This is a genomic window from Nocardia sp. CDC159 (assembly GCF_023740735.1).
Classification (GTDB): domain Bacteria; phylum Actinomycetota; class Actinomycetes; order Mycobacteriales; family Mycobacteriaceae; genus Nocardia; species Nocardia pulmonis.
Genome location: NZ_JAMRXH010000004.1, coordinates 509,411 through 529,688, shown reverse-complemented (window position 1 = coordinate 529,688; position 20,278 = coordinate 509,411). Strand labels below are relative to the sequence as shown.

General features: G+C 69.5%; 17 protein-coding genes. 7 read left to right on the top strand and 10 right to left on the bottom strand.

Translation table 11 applies throughout. The features are described from left to right. Nucleotides 1-123: 123 nt before the first annotated feature. Nucleotides 124-1,386, bottom strand: coding sequence for an MFS transporter (locus NDR87_RS12495; RefSeq protein WP_251911858.1), 1,263 nt, complete (start codon nucleotides 1,384-1,386; stop codon nucleotides 124-126). 169 nt (nucleotides 1,387-1,555) lie between these two features. Here NDR87_RS12495 and NDR87_RS37715 point away from each other — a divergent pair, with 169 nt between their 5' ends. Together NDR87_RS37715 and NDR87_RS12485 are read left to right on the top strand one after the other, a co-directional pair. Further along, the gene (locus NDR87_RS37715) at nucleotides 1,556-2,296 is read left to right on the top strand and encodes a VOC family protein (protein WP_251911814.1); all 741 of its coding nucleotides are present in this window, start codon (nucleotides 1,556-1,558) and stop codon (nucleotides 2,294-2,296) included. An 8-nt stretch (nucleotides 2,297-2,304) separates the two neighbouring features. Beyond that, on the top strand, nucleotides 2,305-3,360 hold the full coding sequence (locus NDR87_RS12485) for a GlxA family transcriptional regulator (RefSeq protein ID WP_251911813.1): 1,056 nt from the start codon (nucleotides 2,305-2,307) through the stop codon (nucleotides 3,358-3,360). Between the two features lie 12 nt (nucleotides 3,361-3,372). Here NDR87_RS12485 and NDR87_RS12480 read toward each other — a convergent pair whose 3' ends face one another. Next, a complete protein-coding gene (locus NDR87_RS12480; RefSeq protein ID WP_251911812.1) occupies nucleotides 3,373-4,989 on the bottom strand; it encodes a cation acetate symporter in 1,617 nt (538 codons plus the stop codon). Beyond that, complete coding sequence (locus tag NDR87_RS12475; RefSeq protein ID WP_251911811.1) at nucleotides 4,986-5,321, bottom strand: DUF485 domain-containing protein; 336 nt, start codon at nucleotides 5,319-5,321, stop codon at nucleotides 4,986-4,988. The genes NDR87_RS12480 and NDR87_RS12475 overlap by 4 nt, the downstream gene beginning before the upstream one ends. A 125-nt stretch (nucleotides 5,322-5,446) precedes the next feature. Between NDR87_RS12475 and NDR87_RS12470 the strand changes: the two genes are divergently transcribed. The 3 genes from NDR87_RS12470 to NDR87_RS12460 all read left to right on the top strand — a co-directional run bounded on the left by NDR87_RS12470 (nucleotide 5,447) and on the right by NDR87_RS12460 (nucleotide 9,203). Beyond that, on the top strand, nucleotides 5,447-6,973 hold the full coding sequence (locus NDR87_RS12470) for a methyltransferase (RefSeq protein ID WP_251911810.1): 1,527 nt from the start codon (nucleotides 5,447-5,449) through the stop codon (nucleotides 6,971-6,973). Nucleotides 6,974-7,237: 264 nt separating this feature from the next. Further along, nucleotides 7,238-8,206 (top strand): sigma-70 family RNA polymerase sigma factor, encoded by a 969-nt coding sequence (locus tag NDR87_RS12465; protein ID WP_251911809.1) that lies wholly within the window; start codon nucleotides 7,238-7,240, stop codon nucleotides 8,204-8,206. 286 nt (nucleotides 8,207-8,492) lie between these two features. After that, nucleotides 8,493-9,203 carry a hypothetical protein gene (locus NDR87_RS12460; RefSeq protein ID WP_251911808.1) on the top strand — a complete coding sequence of 237 codons (711 nt, stop codon included), beginning with the start codon at nucleotides 8,493-8,495 and terminating at the stop codon, nucleotides 9,201-9,203. 90 nt (nucleotides 9,204-9,293) lie between these two features. Here the strand turns inward: NDR87_RS12460 and NDR87_RS12455 are convergent, their stop codons facing one another. The 3 genes from NDR87_RS12455 to NDR87_RS12445 all read right to left on the bottom strand — a co-directional run bounded on the left by NDR87_RS12455 (nucleotide 9,294) and on the right by NDR87_RS12445 (nucleotide 10,648). Further along, complete coding sequence (locus NDR87_RS12455) at nucleotides 9,294-9,737, bottom strand: SRPBCC domain-containing protein (RefSeq protein ID WP_251911807.1); 444 nt, start codon at nucleotides 9,735-9,737, stop codon at nucleotides 9,294-9,296. Continuing rightward, nucleotides 9,734-10,096, bottom strand: a complete 363-nt coding sequence (locus NDR87_RS12450) for a helix-turn-helix transcriptional regulator (RefSeq protein WP_251911806.1) — start codon at nucleotides 10,094-10,096, stop codon at nucleotides 9,734-9,736. Before NDR87_RS12450 ends, NDR87_RS12455 begins: the two co-directional genes overlap by 4 nt. A gap of 180 nt (nucleotides 10,097-10,276) precedes the next feature. Beyond that, complete coding sequence (locus NDR87_RS12445; protein WP_251911805.1) at nucleotides 10,277-10,648, bottom strand: VOC family protein; 372 nt, start codon at nucleotides 10,646-10,648, stop codon at nucleotides 10,277-10,279. An 86-nt stretch (nucleotides 10,649-10,734) separates the two neighbouring features. Here NDR87_RS12445 and NDR87_RS12440 point away from each other — a divergent pair, with 86 nt between their 5' ends. Further along, nucleotides 10,735-11,523, top strand: coding sequence for a putative hydro-lyase (locus NDR87_RS12440; protein WP_251911804.1), 789 nt, complete (start codon nucleotides 10,735-10,737; stop codon nucleotides 11,521-11,523). Between the two features lie 3 nt (nucleotides 11,524-11,526). On the opposite strand, the gene NDR87_RS12435 is transcribed toward NDR87_RS12440, so the two are convergent. Together NDR87_RS12435 and ppc are read right to left on the bottom strand one after the other, a co-directional pair. After that, nucleotides 11,527-12,504, bottom strand: a complete 978-nt coding sequence (locus NDR87_RS12435) for an alkaline phosphatase family protein (protein ID WP_251911803.1) — start codon at nucleotides 12,502-12,504, stop codon at nucleotides 11,527-11,529. Nucleotides 12,505-12,630: 126 nt separating this feature from the next. Continuing rightward, on the bottom strand, nucleotides 12,631-15,393 hold the full coding sequence (ppc, locus tag NDR87_RS12430) for a phosphoenolpyruvate carboxylase (RefSeq protein WP_251911802.1): 2,763 nt from the start codon (nucleotides 15,391-15,393) through the stop codon (nucleotides 12,631-12,633). 114 nt (nucleotides 15,394-15,507) lie between these two features. Here ppc and NDR87_RS12425 point away from each other — a divergent pair, with 114 nt between their 5' ends. Then, complete coding sequence (locus NDR87_RS12425) at nucleotides 15,508-16,155, top strand: alpha/beta hydrolase (RefSeq protein WP_251911801.1); 648 nt, start codon at nucleotides 15,508-15,510, stop codon at nucleotides 16,153-16,155. Here NDR87_RS12425 and NDR87_RS12420 read toward each other — a convergent pair. After that, nucleotides 16,089-18,749 (bottom strand): GNAT family N-acetyltransferase, encoded by a 2,661-nt coding sequence (locus NDR87_RS12420; RefSeq protein ID WP_251911857.1) that lies wholly within the window; start codon nucleotides 18,747-18,749, stop codon nucleotides 16,089-16,091. The genes NDR87_RS12425 and NDR87_RS12420 overlap by 67 nt on opposite strands. 85 nt (nucleotides 18,750-18,834) lie before the next feature. Next, nucleotides 18,835-20,058 carry an acetoin utilization protein AcuC gene (locus tag NDR87_RS12415; RefSeq protein WP_251911800.1) on the bottom strand — a complete coding sequence of 408 codons (1,224 nt, stop codon included), beginning with the start codon at nucleotides 20,056-20,058 and terminating at the stop codon, nucleotides 18,835-18,837. Between the last annotated feature and the right edge of the window lie 220 nt (nucleotides 20,059-20,278).

Genomic DNA, 20,278 nt, shown 5'->3' with positions numbered 1-20,278 from the left:
AGCATGGGCTCGATCCGAGCCCAGGCCCGATCAGTTACCTCACCTCGACCAACCACCGCATACAGCTAACACAACCACGACACCGACTCACCCAAACCCGCACAACCACTTACAGGACACGCCCTAGGCGGCGGCGAGTTCGGTCGGCTCCGGCTGCCGGTTACGCCGGATGGCCAGCGACATGGCCGCGGCGACCGCGCACAGCCCACCCGCGAGGTACCAGGCCAGATCGTAGGTGCCCTGCAGATCGCGAATCACGCCCGTTCCGGCCGCGGCGATGGCCGCGCCGATCTGATGCGAGGTGAACACCCAGCAGAACACCACCGGCGCATCCTCGCCGAAGTGCTCGCGGCACAGCGCGACCGTCGGCGGCACGGTGGCGATCCAGTCCAGGCCGTAGAAGATGATGAACACCAGCATGCTCGGCGCGGCGTGCGGTCCGAGCAGCGCGGGCAGGATCAGCAGCGACACCCCGCGCAGCGTGTAGTACATGCCGAGCAGATACCGCGAGTCGATGCGATCGGTCAGCCAGCCCGACAGCACCGTGCCCACCACGTCGAAGATGCCGACCAGCACCATCAGATTCGCGGCCGTGGTCAGGGGCATGCCGTGATCGTGTGCGGCCGTGACGAAATGCGTCTGAATCAGCCCGACGGTGGTCGCGCCGCAGATCAGGAACCCGCCCACCAGCAGCCAGAACACGGGCTTGCGCGAGCTGGTCACCAGCACCCGGACCGCCCGCGTGGCCCCGCCGCGGATCTCCGTGCGCAGGCCGACCGTGCTGCCGGGTTCGGCGCCGTAGGCCCGGACGCCGACATCGCTGGGCCAGTCGCGCACGAACACCAGCACCAGCGGCACCGCGAGCAGCGCGATACCCGCGACCGCCAGCGAGGGGGTGCGCCACCCGTGCGCCTCGGCCAGCATCGACACCAGTGGCAGGAACACCAGCTGACCGGCCGCCGAGGCCGCGGTCAGCAGGCCGGTCATCAGGCCGCGATGCCGCACGAACCAGCGCCCGGTGATCGTCGCGATGAACGGCATCGACATCGAGCCCACACCGATTCCGACCAGCGCACCCCAGGTCAGCCACAGCTGCCACGGCTGGGTCATGAATATCGTCAGCCCCGCGCCCAGCGAGATCAGCAGCAGCGCGCCCGCCACCACGTAGCGCACACCGACCCGGTCCATGAGCGCGGCCGCGAAGGGCGAAATCAGGCCGTAGAGCGTGACATTCACCGATACCGCCGCGCCGATCGTGCCGTGCGACCAGCCGAATTCGTCGTGCAGTGGATCCATCAGCACGCTGGGCACCGAGCGGAACGCGGCCGCGCCGATGAGCGCCACGAACCCGATGATCGCGACGAACCAGGCGGGGTGAATTCCCATCCGGCTCCACAGACCCGGTCGACCGGATACCGCCGTGCCGCCGATTCCCGTTGTCCCCGTGGGATCTCGCAGTTCGGTCACGCCGAAGATCGTCCCGCGAATCGGGTTGTCGAACGAGTGGCCTGAATGACACAATCCGTCAATATCTGGCCAAGAGTGGGGAGCGCGCGTGATTCGTTGGAACTGGGCCTTCATCGACCGTCCCGCCGAGGTGTTCGACGAGGCCTGCGCCTTCTGGGCCACCGCCTCCGGGACCATCGTGTCCGAACGAGGCGGCGACAACGGCGAATTCGCCACGCTCGAGCCCGCGCGCGGTGACGCCTGCCTGCGGGCGCAGGCGGTGGGCGGTCCCGGCGGGGCGCATCTGGATCTGGATGTCGCCGAGGCGGATCTGGATGCCGCCCGGCAACTGGCCCGCAAGCTCGGCGCGGAGTTGCTGGCCGATCACGGCTACTGGTCACTGGTGCGTTCGCCGGGCGGCGTCTTGTTCTGTCTCACAACCGGAGACGGCCGCGAGATTCCGCCGCCGATCCCCGGGCCGCGGGGCGCGCTCAGCCGGGTCGATCAGGTGACCCTCGATATTCCGGGTTCGCGCTACGACGACGAGGTCCGGTTCTGGTCGGAACTGACCGGGTGGGAGCTGCGCGAGACGATGCGGCCGGAATTCCTGCGGCTCGGGGTCCCCGATGAGCTGCCGATCCGAATTCTGTTGCAGCGCTTGGACGACGACCGCCCCGCCGCCGGCCACGTCGACATCGCCTGCTCCGATGTCGAGGCCGTCGCCGCCTGGCACGAATCCCTCGGCGCGCGGCGGCGGGGGCCGGGTGGGCACTGGCTGGTCATGACCGATCCCACCGGCGGGGTCTATTGCCTGACCTCTCGTGATCCCATCACCGGAAAGGTACCGTAGTGATGACCATGACTTCCCTTGCGCCGCAGAACATTTCCGAAACCGTACGGTCGGCGGACGGCACCGGCGGCGGGTCGCGCAACGGCCACCGGCACAGCGTGGCCGTGCTCGCCCTTCCCCCGGTCATCGGCTTCGATCTGACCATTCCGCCGACGGTGCTGGGAAGCGCGAGGGACGCCGACGGCGTCCGGCTCTACGACGTCACGGTGTGCAGCCTGAACACCGACGCGGTGATGTCGACGCTGGGCTACGCCCTGGTCCCCCAGGCCGGGCCCGAGGCGCTGGCGAGCGCGGATACGGTCATCGTGCCGGGCACCCAGATGTCGCAACCGCGCGAATTTGGCACCATTCCCACGGAATTGGCCGACGCCCTGGCCCTCATCCGGCCCGACGCACGGATCGTGTCCATCTGCACGGGCGCGTTCGTGCTCGCCGCGGCGGGTCTGCTCGACGGTCGCCGCGCCACCACGCACTGGTCGTTCGCCGACGACTTCCGCCGCCTGTTCCCCACCGTGCGCATGGACGAGAACCTGCTGTTCGTGGAGGACGGAAACATCTGCACCTCGGCCGGTCTGGCCGCGGGCCTGGACCTGTGCCTGCATCTGGTGCGCGCCGACCACGGCAGCGAGGTCGCCAACCGCACGGCTCGCTACTGCGTCGTCCCGCCGTGGCGCGAGGGCGGCCAGTCCCAGTTCATCGACCGCCACATCCCCGAGGACGGCTCCGACGGCACCGCCCCCACCCGAGCCTGGGCCCTACGCCATCTCGACCAGGAACTGGACCTCGCCACCCTGGCCGCCCACGCCCGGATGAGCGTGCGCACCTTCACCCGCCGCTTCAAGGCCGAGACCGGCCTGGCCCCCGGCGCCTGGCTGCTCCAGCAGCGCCTGCGCCACGCTCAGCACCTCCTCGAATCCACCGATCTCCCCATCGACGAGGTGGCCCGCGCCGCGGGCATGGGCACCGCCTCCTCCCTGCGCCACCACATGCGCGCGGGCCTCGGCATCCCCCCGCTCACCTACCGTAAGACCTTCCGCGCCACGCCCAAGGCGATGGCCAACTAGCAGCCGCCGATCTCAGTGGTGCACAGCCTTTTCCGCACCCGCACCCGTCAGCGACCGCACCTGCATCTCCACGTACTTCGCCTCGTCGTGCTCCTTGGACAGCACAGTGCCCAGCCAGCCGAGCAGGAACGAGGCCGGGATGGAGACCAGGCCCGGATTGGCCAGCGGGAACCACTGGAAGTCCATGGATTTGATCATGGCGGTGGGTGCGCCCGAGACCGCCGGGGAGAACACGATCAGCACGATCGTCACCGCCAGGCCACCGTAGATGCTCCACAGCGCGCCGCTGGTGTTGAACCGCTTCCAGAACAGCGAGTACAGGATGGTCGGCAGATTGGCCGAGGCCGCCACGGCGAAGGCCAACGCCACCAGGAACGCCACGTTCTGATTCTTCGCCAGGATGCCGCCCACGATCGCGACCGCGCCGATCACGACCGCGGTGATCCGGGCCACCCGCACCTCACCCGCCTTGCTGTCGGCCTGCCCCCGCTTGATGACGTTGGCGTACACATCGTGCGCGAACGACGCCGAGGCCGTGATGGTCAGCCCCGCCACCACCGCCAGAATCGTCGCGAACGCCACGGCCGCAACGAATCCCAGCAGGATCGGCCCGCCCAGCTCCAAGGCCAGCAGCGGCGCGGCGGCATTGTCCCGGCCGGGCGCCGCGGCGATCTTCTCCGGCCCCACCAGCGCCGCCGCGCCATAGCCGAGCACGAGGGTGAACAGATAGAACAGCCCGATCAGCCCGATCGCCCACACCACCGAGCGCCGCGCCTCCTTGGCGGTCGGCACGGTGTAGAAGCGCATCAGCACATGCGGCAGACCGGCCGTACCCAGTACGAGAGCCAGTGCGAGGGACAGGAAGTCGAGCTTGGAGGTCTCGTTCTTGCCGTACCGGAAGCCGGGCTCGAGCAGCTTCTCGCCGGTCTTGCCGCTCCGCGCCACCGCGTCCTGCAGCAGCGAGGACAGATTCAGCCCGTACTTGGCCAGCACCCACACCGTCATCGCCCCGGCCGCCCCGATCAGCAGGACCGCCTTGACGATCTGCACCCAGGTGGTGCCCTTCATCCCGCCGACGAGCACGTAGACGATCATCAACGCGCCCACCACCGCGATCACCAGGTTCTGCCCCAGATCCCCGGACACCCCCAGCAGCAGCGACACCAGGACACCCGCCCCGGCCATCTGCGCGAGCAGATAGAACAGGCTGACCGTCAGCGTGGAAGTGGCCGCCGCCGCTCGCACCGGCCGCTGCCGCATCCGGAAGGCCAGCACGTCGCCGAGGGTGAATTTGCCCGTGTTGCGTAGCAATTCGGCCACCAGCAGCAGCGCGACCAGCCAGGCCACCAGAAAGCCGATGGAGTAGAGGAATCCGTCGTATCCGTAGAGGGCGATGGCTCCGGCGATGCCCAGGAAGCTGGCCGCCGACAGATAGTCCCCGGAGATCGCGATCCCGTTCTGCGGACCCGAGAACGCGCGCCCGGCGGCGTAATAGTCCGCTGCCGTACGGGTGTCGCGGCTGGCGCGGAATACGATCACGAGCGTGATCAGGACGAAGATCGCGAAAATGGTGATGTTCAGCCCCGGACGGCTGCCCTCGACCGCCACGGCCAGCGGATCGGCGTTCATCGGTGCGCTCCCTCCATCCGCTCGCGCAGCTCATCGGCGATGGGATCGAGCTCCCGCCCGGCATAGCGCGCATACAGCGCGGTGATCGCGAAGGTCGAAACGAATTGCAGCAGACCGAAGATCAGCCCGACATTGATACTGCCGACCACCTTCGCGGACATGAAGTCGTGGGCGTAGTCGGCGAGCAGCACGTACAGCGCGTACCAGGCGAGGAACAGCACCGTCATCGGAAAGACGAACAGCCGGAACCTTCTTCGTAAGCGCTGGAATTCGGGACTGTCGTAGACCTCGGCCCACTCCCCCTCCGGCTCCCCGACATGCTGTTCTGCCACCGCGCTACCTCCTCGTGAGCCTGGTCACAATACCAAGGAAGCCGACATTTCGCCCGCCGAATGCCTTGGCGGAAACCAGGACCCACAGCGAATGCTCGCCGGTTGCGGTGGCAGAGTTCGCAGCTATGCCGACGAACCGAACGACGACCGTCTCCGAGCTCGCCGCACTCGCCCCGGACCTGCGCGCCGCGCTGACTCGGGTCCGCTACGACGCCGATTCGCTACTCGAGGCTCTCGGCGACGACGCTCACGCGGCCCTGGGCCGCTCCGAACCGGTTCCGGTGCGCCGCGCGGTCCGCGCCGCCGGGGAGCTCGGCACGCTGGTCCGGCTGCTGCTGCTCGGCGATGCGGTGCCCGAGTCCGAGGTGGCCGCGGCGCTGGCGCCGGTGCCCGTCGAGCGCGCGGTCGCGGCCGGGCTGCTCGACCGCGACGGCGCAACGGTCCGTGCCGCGCTGGATCTGCGACCGCTGGATCTGGGCGCGGGCAATCGCTGGGTGCTCTCCGATCTCGACGATTCGATGCACCGGCGCGCGCTGAGCGCCGAACATGTCCTGGGCGTCGGCCAGGCGTCGCTGTCGCTGCTGCGCGCCACGCCGACCCGCCCGGTCGGCTCGGTGCTCGATCTGGGCACCGGCTGCGGCGTACAGGCCGTGCACGCCTGCTCCTATGCGAACACCGTCACCGGGACCGATGTCAGCTCGCGCGCGCTGTGGCTGGCCGAGGCGACCGCCGCGCTCAACGGGCTGGACATCGAACTGCGCGAGGGCTCCTGGTTCGAGCCGGTGGCCGGGCGGCGCTTCGATCAGGTGGTGGCCAATCCGCCGTTCGTGGTGGGTCCGGCGCGCGTCGAGCACACCTACCGCGATTCGGGGCTGGCGCTGGACGGCGCGAGCGAACTGGTGATCGGCCAGGCGCCGCGGTTGCTGAATCCCGGTGGCACCGCGGCCATGCTGGCCTCCTGGGTGCATGTGGCGGGTGAGGACTGGCGGACCCGGGTCTCCTCGTGGCTGCCCGATCACGGCGTCGATGCCTGGATCGTGCAGCGCGATATCGCCGACCCCGCTCTCTACGTCGGAACCTGGTTGCGCGACGCCGGCCTCGACCCGCGCGATCGCGCGGTCCAGCGGCGCGCCGAACGGTGGCTGGACGCCTTCGCGGCGGCCCAGGTGGAGGGCATCGGCTTCGGCTTCGTCTATCTGCGCGCCATCGACGGGCCCACCGAACTGCTCGCCGAGGACCTCACCCATGGTTTCGACGATCCGCTCGGCGCGGAGGCCGTCCGCTACTTCGAGCGCTCGGCCTGGCTGCGCGGGCTCGCCGCCGACGAAAACCTCGCCTGGGCCTCGCGTTTCGAGGTCGACCGGGCCACCGCGCTGGAACGGGTGTTCCTGCCCGGCGACGACGGCTGGCAGCAGCGGGTGGTCCGGGTGCACCGCGGCGACGGTCCGCGCTGGCAGCACGAGATCGACGACACCGCCGCCGCCCTGCTCGCGGGAATGCGCCGCGACGGCCTGCCGTTGGAAGAACTGGTCGATCTGCTCGCGATCGGCCACACCGGCACGGAGGCCACCCCGGAGTTCCGGGCGGCCGCGCTCGCGGTGACCACCGGATTGGTCCGGCACGGACTGATCCACCCGGTCGACACTGTGTGATCTCGAGCCGAGAGGCTTACCGCCCCGCCCTCCGGGTAGGCCTCACCGGAAGCAACGGTGCACACAGTCACGGATTGATTCCCGCCGTGTCGCCGCCCGGCCACGCCGGGTGCACTCGTTCCCCAGGGGGTTCCTTCTTAGGAACTTCTCAGATGGGAGTGATGAAAACCGCAGTTCAGCGCGGTTTACGGCGATCGGCGCGGGGAACTTTACCCGTGTCGGGTCCGTTGTTCGGAGTGAGACACCACCGACAGGAGGCAAGTCATGACAAGCCCCGCCACCACTGGAGTGCGCGCCAGCGATTCGGACCTCGACGCCCAGAGCCCCGCCGCCGACCTGGTACGCGTGTACCTGAACGGGATCGGCAAGACGGCGCTGCTGACGGCGGCCGACGAGGTCGAGCTGGCCAAGCGCATCGAGGCGGGTCTCTACGCCCAACACCTGTTGGAGACCAGTAAGCGATTGTCCGCCAGCCGCAAGCGGGATCTGGCGATCATCGTCCGCGACGGACAGGCCGCCCGGCAGCATCTGCTCGAGGCCAACCTGCGACTGGTGGTGTCGCTGGCCAAGCGCTACACCGGTCGCGGTATGCCGCTGCTCGACCTGATCCAGGAGGGCAACCTCGGCCTCATCCGGGCGATGGAGAAGTTCGACTACACCAAGGGCTTCAAGTTCTCGACCTACGCCACCTGGTGGATCCGGCAGGCCATCACCCGCGGTATGGCCGACCAGAGCCGCACCATCCGGCTGCCCGTCCACCTCGTCGAGCAGGTCAACAAGCTGGCCCGGATCAAGCGCGAACTGCATCAGCAGCTGGGTCGCGAGGCCACCGACGAGGAACTGGCCACCGAGTCCGGCATCCCGGTCGACAAGATCGCCGACCTGCTCGACCACAGCCGCGACCCGGTCAGCCTGGACATGCCGGTCGGCAACGACGAGGAGGCCCCGCTCGGCGACTTCATCGAGGACTCCGAGGCCACCTCCGCCGAGAGCGCGGTGATCGCCGGGCTGATGCACCGCGACGTCCGCAGCGTGCTGGCCACCCTCGACGAGCGCGAGCAGCAGGTCATCCGGCTGCGCTTCGGCCTCGACGACGGCCAGCCGCGCACGCTGGACCAGATCGGCAAGCTGTTCGGCCTGTCCCGCGAGCGCGTACGTCAGATCGAGCGCGAGGTCATGTCCAAGCTGCGCAAGGGTGAGCGGGCGGATCGCCTGCGCGCCTACGCCAGCTGACAAAGACGCTGGGCCGACCGGAATCCGGCCCAGCCCCACCGTGGTGACCAGGTCGGGTGGTCACCCCGAACGCCGACCGGGAACCGCGCGCCCCGTCCCTCTGGGCAGCGCGACCGGTCGGCGTTGTTGCGTCCTCTGGGCGTCCGCAAAGTTTGCTACACCCGCCTCGCCAGTTAGCTGCCGACAAACAGCTATTGACCAGCTATTATCGACACGCCCGAGTGCGCGACACGCTGATTTCATCAAACGCCTGCTCAAAACCGTCAGGTCGTTATTTAATGTGGTAATGACCACATACCGAACGTCGCGAATCCTGAAGTGGACCGTCGCAGCAGTATCGGCCGGTCTCATGTCATTGGCGGCCGCAGCACCGGCGGTCGCGGTTCCTAATAGCAACTCACCTGCTAACCCAAGTGTCCCGGGCTTCGGCCTCGCCGGTCCCGGTAACGAAGGCGGCCAGGGTGGCGAAGGTGGCCAGGGCGGCCGCAGCGGCCAAGGCGGCCAGGGCGGGCAAAACGGCCAGAGCGGCCAGAGCGGCCAAGGCAGCCAGAGTGAGCAGGGCAAGCAGGGCGGCAGCCAAGGCGGCCAGAACAAGCAGGGCAAGCAGGGCGGCCAAGGAAAGCAGGACAAGCAGGGCGGCCAGGAGGACCAGCAGCAGAACGGCACCCTGCCCGGGCTCGGGGGTGGCCTACCCAAGATGCCGCAGGTGCCCGGCGTCCCCGGTGGCCTGACCGATTTCGGGGGCGGCGATCCCGGTGCCGCGCTGAATGGGTTGAATGACCTGTTCCCCGGTCTGGGCAACATGTTCGGTGGAAAGACCGAAGATGATGCGACACCAAAAGGCGGCTCCCAGGACAAGAAGAAGAAGCCGGGCAAGCAGGGTCCCAGCGAGGACGACAGCACCGGCACGACAGAGGGCGAGAGCGACCCGTCCGGCAATGCGGGCGGCCAGGGCGACGGCGCCGGCGAGGGCGGCGCGTCCACCGGTGGTGAATAACTCGCGCCGGTATTCGTAAACGAACCGCGACCTCCCGGTCGCGAGGGCCCCGAGGCAGGCTTCGGGGCCCTCGCATATCCGCCCGCGGTGTCAGGCGGTGGGGAGGGACTGTTCCAGGCGAGCGAGCATTCCGGGCCAGCCTCCGCGCATGATCTGGCGGGAGAGTTGGGATTTCGGGTCGTCGGGGTCGAAGCCGGTGTGGGTGAACAGGAGTCGGGTGCCGGTGCCCTCGGGGTGCAGTTCCCAGGTGACGACCCAGCCAGGATCGGCGGCGGCCTGGGCGTCGCACCAGCCGAGGGACAGGCGTTTGGGGGCGGTGAGTTCCAGAACCTCGCAGCGGATTTCGCCGGAGAAGCCGGTTTGCGGAACGGCTCGGCCCCGCATGTGGAAGACGTTGCCGACCACGGGCTCGAAGCCGGTGGGCCGCATCATCCACTGGGCCATGAGGTCCGGTGTGGTCAGTGCGCGCCAGACCTTCTCGGGTGCATGGGGGTAGAAGTGGTCGAGTTCGATGGTGGTGAGGTCGTCGGTCACCGCTCGGCTTCCGTTCTGTCGTCGGAGTCGGACATGGTGTCGAGCACCGTGCCCAGGTCGCGTAGTCTGGCCCGCCAGAATCGTTCGAACGGATCGAGCCAGGTTTGCAATTCGTGCAACGGTTGCGGCTCCACTCGGTAGTACCGGTAGCGCCCGCGCTTCTCCTCGGCGACCAGACCGCAGTCGCGCAACACCTTCAGATGTTCGGACACGCTGGGCCGGGCCATATCGAACCGGTCGGCGATCGCCTGCACCGTCTGCTCCCCGTCGAGCAGCAGGTCGAGGATCTCGCGCCGGGTCGGGTTGGCGAGCGCACCGAATACCAGGTCGGTACTGCTGGATTTCACGCGATGCGGCATCGGCCCTCGTTCCGTCGGTCCTCAACGCCGCCGCAACAGCGCCAGGGCGGCGGCGAGCCCGAGGATACCGAGGCACCGGGCAGCGCCGTCACGACGTCGTACCCGCCGGAGTGTTCGAAGCCGCCGGCGCCACGGTGTCACCGAACCGCTTGATGACACCGCGCGCCTCGAAAAGGGTTGTCACCGCGCCGAATCCGTTGCGGCGAGCACGTAGGAGTTGCCGTCCGGATCGGCGAAGGTGGCCTGCCGCCCCCACGGCAACTCGTTCGGTCCGTCGACATCGGCGCCGGCCTCCCGCAGCCGGGCCACGGTCGCATCGATATCCGGGCTGTCGAACATGACGCCGGACAGCGTTCCGGGGCTCGCGCCGGGGAACGGGGTGTGCAGGATGATCGAGGCGCCGCCCGGCCCCGGAGCCACCTCGAGCCAGCGGTTGTCGCCGACCACGTCGTCGGCGCGGACGGCGAAGCCGAGCACCTCGGTGTAGAACTTCTTGGCCCGGTCCTGGTCGGAGACGAAGGCCGTGATCTTTCCGATCTGAGAAATCGTCATGACGATGACTATAGGTAGGAGTTTTCCTACCTGTCAACCGTAGGATTTTCCCTACGCGATGGTCGGTCCGCGGCTACCATCGATACGTGCAAGACCGAACCCACGCTCGCCCCGCCGAGGTTCGGCTGCGATTTCGGGAGGGCACGTGGACGCGACCGACGACCGGGATGTGTCCCGGATACGTCCAGGCGAATCTCGTCGTGCTACCCGCCGAGGCGGCCGCGGAGTTCGAGGATCTGTGCCGGGCCAACCCGGGACCGCTGCCGTTGATCGAGCGGACCGCACCGGGCGACCCGCGGCCGAGGACGGCCGCGCCCGGGGCGGATCTGCGGACCGATCTCCCGCGCTACCGCGTCTATCGGCACGGCCGGTTGGTCGACGAGCCGACCGATGTGCGCGACGTGTGGCCCGAAGACGCGGTGGCCTTTCTGCTCGGCTGCAGCTTCACCGCCGAGGCACGGTTGCGGGCGGCCGGAGTTCGCCTGCGGCACCAGGAATTGGGCCGCAATGTCGCCATGTTCGTCACCTCGCGGCCGTGCACTCCGGCCGGGCGATTCCACGGTCCGGTCGTCGTATCGATGCGTCCGATCCACCGCGACCAGGTCGAGACGGCCCGCCGCGTCACCGCGGAACTGCCGCTGGCGCACGGCGCACCGATGCACATCGGCGACCCGTCGGCCCTCGGCATCGCCGACCTGGCCCGACCCGACTTCGGTGCGGCGATCGAGCCGGAACCCGATGAGATTCCGGTGTTCTGGGCCTGCGGAGTGACCCCGCAGGCGGTGATCGCAGCGTCTTCCCCGCCGCTGGCGATCACGCACGCCCCGGGTCACATGTTCCTCACCGATCTGCCGGACGACCACACCGAGCTCTGACCGTCATTCGCTCGCTTCCCCGGCGGCCCGCGCAGACCGGTTGTGCACCAGGGATTTCCCGTCGAAGTTCGGGCCGGGCGCCACCCCGAGCAGATCCAGTACCGTGGGCGTCACATCGACCAGCGAGTGGGTGTTGTCGGTCGCGCCGCGGCGGAACGCCGGTCCGCGCGTGATGACGAAATTGGCCGTCTCGTCGGCGGTTTGCCCGCCGTGACCGCCGCCGGGCCGGTGGCCGTGGTCGCAGGTGACGATGATGTTCCACCGCTCCCGCGGATGGGCCTTGGCGCGGGCGTCGACGGCATCGACGATCCGGCCCACGAGCGCGTCGACGCGCGACACGGCCGCGAGGTACTCCCGAGAGGCGCCGCCATGCTCGTGACCCGCGGTGTCGACCTGGTCGAGATGGGTGAACAGCAGATCCGGGCCGTGCTCGGTGATCGCGGCGACGTCGAGATCGGTGGTGGCGGAATCGATCTTCTGCTCGGTCGGGTCGGCGGGCGGCTTCGGGGTGGCGATATTGACATCGGCGTGCGGGTTGCCGCTGCCGCTCATGACCGGGATCCGATCCCACGTGGCGATCGAGCGGGTGTCGAGGGCGGGGCGGGCCTGCTCGACCCGGGTGAACACCGTCGGATACTTGGCGAACGGCGCTGCGGTGAAGTTGTTGTCCCGGATGCCGTGCTTGGTATCCCACACCCCGGTCAGCACACTCGCCCACGACGGACCGGAGATCGTGATGTGCGGGGCGATCGAGCGCTGCCCGACGGTACCCTCGGCGGCCAAGCGCGGCAGCCGCGTGGCGTTGGCCGCCTGCAGCTTTCGGAACATGGTGCCGTCCAGGCCGATCACCACCACCTTGTTGATGCGGCCGGCCTCGTCCTCGGCCGGCTGCGCGGCCGCTGTCCCCGCGGCGGCGAGAGCGCTCACCGCGACGACACCGGCGGCCACGACCTGGCGAAGGTAACTCCGTGATCTGCTCATGTCACCACGACACCATGATCGGCACCGCCCGCGGGCCGCGGCGGCACGAAGTTCACTCAGGGTTCAGCACCCAAACACGTTGCCCCACTAGATATTTCGAGCGAGGTAAGGTGATCGGGCAACCACCTACCCCGAGTTGCGCAGCGCGGTCGCCAGGCCGTTCATGGTGAGCAGGATGCCGCGTTCGACCAGCTCGCTGGTATCGCCCGCGCGGCGGCGGCGCAGCAGTTCGACCTGCATCTGGTTGAGCGGCTCCAGGTAGGGGAAGCGGTTGCGGATGGATTCGGCCAGCGCCGGATTGTCCGACAGCAATTGGTCGCTGCCGGTGACGGCGGCGTGCATGCGCACAGTGCGGTCGTATTCGTCGCGGATCATGCCGAAGATGTGTTCGCGCAGCGACTCGTCCTCGACGAGTTCGGCGTAGCGGGCGGCGATATCCAGATCCGCCTTCGCCAGCACCTGCGCCAGATTCGACATGACCGTGCGGAAGAACGGCCACTGGCGATACAGCCGCGACAGCGTCTCCAACCGCCGCGGATCCTCGCCCACCCATTCCTCGATCGCGGTGCCGGTGCCGTACCAGCCGGGCAGCATGACCCGCGACTGGCTCCAGGCCATCACCCACGGGATCGCACGCAGATCGCTCACCGAATTGGTGGGCTTGCGCGAGGCCGGGCGGCTGCCCAGATTCAGATCGGCGACCTCGGCAATGGGCGTGGAGGCGCGGAAGTAGTCGACGAATCCGGGCGTCTCGTGCACCAGCCGCGCATACGCCCGCCGGGCCAATTCGGCCAGCTCGTCGAACAATTCGTAGGCGGGCTCGGCCTCGGCGCCCAGACCCTCGACATCCAGCAGCGTCGACTCCAGCGTTCCTGCGACCAGCGCCTCCAGATTGCGGTAGGCCGTGCCGCGATCGGCGTACTTGGTGGAGATCACCTCGCCCTGTTCGGTCAGGCGCAGCGATCCACGCACCGCGCCCGCGGGCTGCGCCAGGATGGCGTCGTAGCTGCGGCCGCCGCCACGGCCCACGGTGCCGCCGCGACCGTGGAACAGCCGCAACCGAATTCCGGTCTTGCGCGCGGCCTCCACCAGGTCGAGCTCGGCGCGATACAGCGCCCAGTTGGCCGCGAGGTAGCCGCCGTCCTTGTTGGAATCGGAGTAGCCGAGCATCACCTCCTGCTGCATGCCGCGCGCGGCGACCAGGCGGTGGTAGGCGGGGACTTCCAGTGCGGCGACGAGGGTTTCGGCGCCGTGCCGCAGATCGTCGATGGTCTCGAACAGCGGCACCACCCCCACCGGGCTGCTCGGCGGGGTCTGCGCGTCGCCCGGATCCAGGATCCCGGCCTCCTTCAGCAGCAGCGCGGCCTCGAGCAGATCACTGACCGAGGTGCACATGCTGATGATGTAGTTGGGCACGGTGTCCGGGCCCAGATCGTCCAGCGCGGCCTTGGCAGCGCGCACCACACCCAGCTCCTTGACGGCCAGCTCGCTCAGCTGCGCGGTCGGGCCCAGCAGCGGGCGTCGCGTGCTCAGCTCGGCGGCCAGCAGCTGCACCCGTTCGGATTCGGGCAGGCTCGCGTAGTCCGAATGCACACCCGCCCAGGCGAACAGCTCGGCCACGACCTGTTCGTGCGTCTCGGAGTTCTGCCGCATGTCCAGGCCCTGCAGGTGGAAGCCGAAGGTCTCCACCGCGCCGCGCAGCGCGGCCAGCCGATCGTCGGCGAGCAGGCCGTCACCCGAGGCGCGCATCGAGGCGTCGACGATGTTCAGATCGTCGAGCAGCTCCCGCGGGCTCGCGTACGGCTGCGCGCCCACATCCACGGCATCACCGGGAAGCTCGCCCAGCGCCCGTTTCGCCGTCGCGCTCAGCCGGGCCCGGATACCCCGGATCGCTCGCCGATAGGGCTCGTCGGCGCGCTGCGGCGATTCGTCGTAACCGGCATCGGCGAGCCGGGCCAGTTCGGCGCTGATCGGCACCAGTCGCGCGGACTGCGACAGCGACTTCTCCAGGCCGACAAGCTCTTTCAGATAGTGACCGAATGCGACCGCACCCGCGCGGCGGGTGGCGCGCCGCACCACCTCACCGGTGACGTTCGGATTGCCGTCCCGATCGCCGCCGATCCACGAACCCGGCCGCAGGATCGGCCGCGCCAGCAGCTCCCGGTCCGGCCACCGCGACCGCAGCGCCGCGCGCACATCCGCGTTGATCCGCGGGATGACCTCGAGCAGGGACAGGTCGTAGTAGCGCAGACCCACCTCGATTTCGTCCTGAATGCGCAGGCGCGCCAGGCGAATCAGGGCGGTGCGCCATAGGGTGAGGATCTGGCGGCGGATCCGGACCTCGATCTCGGCGTGTTCGGGCTCGGTCGCGGCGTAGCGCTGGCGCATCCGCATCAGCTCCGTGATGCGGGCCTGCACGTCGAAGACCGTGCGGCGGCGGGTTTCGGTGGGATGCGCGGTGATCACCGGCGATACCAGCGCGTCGGTGAGCAGTTCGGCGACATTGGCGCCGCCGGGCGGGGTGGAGTCGAGTTTGCGGTAGGTCGCGGCCAGGCTCGAGTCCTGCGGCGGCTCCCCCGCCGCCTGATGGACGACGCGACGGCGATCGCGCTGCAGATCCTCGGCCAGATTGGCCAGCAGCAGGAAATGGCTGAACGCCCGGATCAGCGGGATGGCGACCTCGACCTCGGTATCGCGCAGCATGTCCGCGACCGCGCTGCGTTCCACCTCCGATCTGCGCACCCGGAACGCCTCGACCCGGACCCGCTCGATGAGGTCGAACACGTTCGACCCCTCGTGATCGCGAATCGTCTCGCCCAGGATCGCGCCGAGGAAGCGAATATCGTCGCGCAGCGGTGCGGTGGCGGCCTCGATCTGATCTTCGCGCATGCCGCCAGTATCGACCATCGGATCGGTCGGGGGCGGTCGCAGGCCGCGCGAATGTGGGCCCTGCCACGACCGGGCGGCGGAATAGCCTCGCTCGAGCGGCGGGTTCAGCCGGACGTGCGTATTTTCATCGTTCACGGATACTCCGCCTCGGTCGATGACCACTGGTTCCCCTGGCTGGCCGAACAGCTCGAGGCCGCGGGCCATCGCGTGTCGATCGTGGAGCTCCCCACGCCCACCGCCCCGGTCCGCCGGGAATGGGACGCCTGCCTGGCCGAGCAGATCGGCCACGTCACCCCCGACACCGTCCTGGTCACCCACAGCCTGGGCACCATCACGGCCCTGCGCTTCCTCGCCACCCTCCGAACCGACTGGCGCCTGGGCGGTTTGGTCGCCGTCTCCGGCTTCCTCGGCACCCTCGACTCCCTCCCCGACCTGGACGACTACCTCTCCGACAGCCTCGACATCGCGGCCCTCGTCCCCCACATCACCGCCCGCACCATGATCGTCTCCGACGACGACGCGATCGTGCCCCCCGCGGCCTCACGAGCCCTGGCCACCGCCCTTTCCGCCGAAACGATCGTGGTCCCCGGCGGCGGCCACTTCGTCGCCGACGAGGGATTCACCAAACTGCCGGAGGCGCTGACGGCTGTCGAGCGGATCGCCCGGGCTGAACCATCGCGGCGCCACGGCTCGGGTCAGGCCAGTCGCCTCGGGCCGATGTCGAAGCGGCTGGGTTCTGGGCCGATGCGGACGCGGGCGTAGAGGATCGCCGCGCCCTGCGGGGCGGCGAGCACCGGCTCGATCGCCAGCTCGCGGACCTCCGGCAGGTCGTCGCACAGGGCCGAAATGCGCTGGGCCAGCTCGATCAGGGCGTGTTTGTCCACCGGTTCGCCGACGATCTGGCCCGGTACGCCGGTCCGCCCGTCCAGGAGCGGCGCCGCGCGGGGTGCGGCGATGAGGTCGGCCGCCTCGGCCTCGGTGAGCGGCAGGGCGCGATACACCCGGTCGCCCAGCAGGTCGATGATGGTTCCGGACAGGCCGAAGCTGATCACCGATCCGAACGACGGGTCGTCCTGGACCCGCAGCACGCAGCCCAGGCCCTTGGTGGCCATCTTCTGGATGTGCACGACCTCGTTTCCCGACAGCGCGGCCAGATCCTCGTAGCCGCGGCGTACGGCCGAGGGCCGCCACAGGTCCAGGCGCACTCCGGTCAGATCGGGGCGCAGCCGCCACAGCTCGCCCGTCGCCTTGGCCGCCACCGGGTAGCCGAGCTCCTCGGCCGCGGCCACGGCCGCCTCCGGATCGCGAACCTCCCGGAACTCCACCACCCGCACGCCATAGCAGGCGAGCAGCCGCGCCGCGTCGAGATCGCCGAGCCAGCCGCCCTCGGGTGCGCGAGACATCCACTGCCCCACCAGCTCTCGCGCCCCCTCGGTGTCCAGACCGGCCGGGCGCACGACCGTCGAGACCGGCCGCGTCCGCCAGTCCGCGTAACGCCGCACCCGCCCGAGTGCCCGCGCCGCCCGCTCCGGCTCCGGATAGGAGGGTATGGATCCGCGCTCGATCATGCCGCCGTCCCCGCGCACCGCCAGCAGATTCGGCATGCCGTGTTCGGCGACGAAGGTGGTCAGCACCGGTTTCGCCCCGCCCTCGGCACCCGCCCGGATGGCCTCGGCGAAGGCCGCGATCGACACCGGCACCGGCGGCGCGAAGATCACGATCAACGCGTCGACCTGCGGATCGCGCGCGGCCGCGGCAACCGCGGCGAGATAGTCGGCCGGATCGGCGCGCGGCCCCAGATCGGTCGGCTCGCCCACCGTCAGTCCCTCGCCGCGCGCCGCATCCACGGCCAGCCATTCCAGCGCGGCGCTGTTGCCGATCACGGCCAGCCGCGGCCCGGCCGGCAGCGGCTGATAGGCCAGTAGCATCGCGCAGTCGAACATCTCGGAGATGGTGTCCACCTGTACGATTCCGGCCTGTGCGAACAGGTCGCGCCCGAGCGAGCGCTCCAGCGGGCTGGCCGGTTCGATATGCGCCGCGTGCCGCCCGTTGCTGACCACCACCACGGGTGTGCCGCGCGCCACCCGCCGCGCGATCCGGGAGAATTTCCGCGGGTTGCCGAAGGTCTCGAGGTATAGCAGCACCACATCGGTATCCGGATCGGTGTCCCAGTACTGCAGCAGGTCGTTGCCCGAGACGTCGGCGCGGTTACCGGCCGAGACGAAGGTCGACAATCCCAGCCGCCGCGCGGCCGCCTCGCCGAGGATCGCCGCACCCAGTGGCCCGGACTGGCAGAAGAAGCCGATCCGGCCGCGCGGGGGCAGCACCGTGGCCAGGGTGGCGTTCAGCGAGACCGCGGGATCGGTGTTGGCGATGCCCAGCGCGCTCGGCCCGACCACGCGCATACCGTGCCCGCGCGCGGCGTCCACCAGATCGCGCTCGGCGGCGTATCCGGCCGGACCGGTCTCGGAGAAACCGGCGGTGAGCACCAGTAATCCCTTGACCCCCTTGGCCATACAGTCGTCGAGCACCGACTTGATCTCGGCGGCGGGGACGGCCACCACCGCCAGGTCCACCTCGTCGGGAATATCGCGGACGGTCGGGTAGGAGTACACCCCGCGCACCGAGCGCCGATTCGGATTCACCGGATACACCGGCCCCTGGAACACCCCGGACAGCAGATTGGCCAGCACCGCGCCGCCGACCCGCCCCGAGGACGGCGTCGCCCCGATCACGGCCACGGACCGGGGGCTGAGCAGATTGCCGACGCTGCGCGCCTCCGACGCGCGCTCGCGCGAGTCCCGCACCGACAGCAGGGCTTCGGTGGGATCGATCGCGAACTCCAGATGCAGGACCGAGCCGTCGCGGCTGCGCTGCACCTGATAACCGGCGTCCCGGAACACCGTCACCATCGCGTTGTTCTCCGCGAGCACCTCGGCGACGAAGGTGTCGATGCCGTTCTCCGCGGCGGCACCGGCCAAGTGCTCCAACAGGATCGAGCCCAGGCCACGTCCCTGATGTTCGTCGGCCACCACGAACGCCACCTCGGCCGCGCGCGGACCGTCGCGATCGGTCAGCAGCTCGTAGCGCCCGACGGCGATGATCGACGCCCCCAGCTCCACGACCAGTCCCACCCGATCGCGATAGTCGACATGGGTGGTGCGAAACAGATCCCGCGGCGTCATCTTGGGATACGGCCCGAAATAGCGCAGATACCGGGTGCGATCGGACAATCCGGCATGGAATTGCTGCAGCGGCTCGGCATCGTCGGGGGTGATCGGCCGCAGGCGCACCACACCGCCATCGGAGGCGAGCACGTCGGCGAACCAGTGCTGCGGCGGCGGAGGCGGATCCACCGGGGTGCCGGGGGCCGCCCAGGCGCCGAAATCCGGTGCCGGGCCGGGTTCCGGCCCCGCCGGGGGCGGCAGCGGAGCGGACGGTTCAGTCACGAGGGTCCTCCGGATCCAGGCCGAGCAGCCCGAAAGTCGCTCGGCGCGTGGCGAGTACGGATGTGTCGATGGCGCGTTGCGCCCGGTCGAGGCGCTCGTCGCCGGTCTCCGCGGTACCTCCCGGCCCGTCCCAGTTCGCGAAGGCCGGATCCACCCCGTCGCCCATCACCCGCGGCGGTTCGACGGTCGGCAGATAGGCGCGCGCCTGCTCGATCCAGTCGTCCGGGATCTCGGTCGCGGGATCGATGTCTCGGTCCAACGCCGTCGCCAGCAGATGAGTCCAGGCCCGCGGCACCACCCGGATCAGGCCGTACCCACCGCCGCCCACCGCGAGCCAGCGCCCCTCGGCATATCGGTCGGCGAGTTCGCGCATCGCCCGGAACGCCGCGCGCTGGCCGTCCACGCTCAGGGCCAGATCCGCCAGCGGGTCCTCCCGATGGGTGTCGACCCCGCACTGACTGATCAGCACCTGCGGCCGGAACGCCGCCAGCGCGCCGGGCACCACGGCATGGAAACCGCGCAGCCACTGGGCATCCCGCGTACCGGGCAGCACCGCCAGATTGATCGCGGTGCCCTCGGCCGGGCCCGCACCGATCTCCTCCGGCCAGCCGGTGTTGGGCCACAGCGTCGCCGGATGCTGGTGGATCGACAGCGTCAACACCCGTGGATCGCCATAGAACGCCCGCTGCACCCCGTCGCCGTGATGCACGTCGACATCCACGTAGGCGATGCGGTCGAAACCGTGGTCCAGCAGCCACGAAATCGCCACCGCGACATCGTTGTAGATGCAGAAGCCCGAAGCCGCGTCGGCCATCGCGTGATGCATGCCGCCGCCGATGCTCACCGCGCGGCGGGTGCGCCCGGCGGCGATCTCGCGGGCGGCGGCCAGGGTGCCGCCCACGATCACCGAGGCCGCCTCGTGCATGTGCGGAAACACCGGATTGTCCTCGGATCCCAGCCCGTGCGGCGGAGCGGGCGAGCCGGGCGACACGGGCGCGGCGTGCCGGACCGCCTCGAGATAGGCGGGCGTGTGGATCCGCAGCAGATCGGCCTCCCCGGCCGGATCCGGGCGCAGGGTCTCGATCCCGTCGAGCAGCCCCAGCCCGCGCGCCAGCGCCATCGTGAACCGCAGGCGCGCCGGTTTCATCGGATGTTCCGGCGTCCAGCTGTACTCGAGGAACCGGTCGGTCCACACCACCGTGGCGTCGCGTGCCATGCGTTCCACGCTAGTGCACCGCGGTTCGGGCGAGCCGGAATCGAACACGGGGAAGGACGGAGCGGTTTTTGTCGTTGTCATGCAGTAGAAATGCAGCGGACGCGGTGTGCCGAGGCTCGGCGCGCCTGCGAGGCGCGCGCGCCGTCGCCTCGGGGTTTCCGCAGGACCAGCGACATATGCTGACGCCGGTAACACAACCGGGCGTGGGTAGAATTCGTGC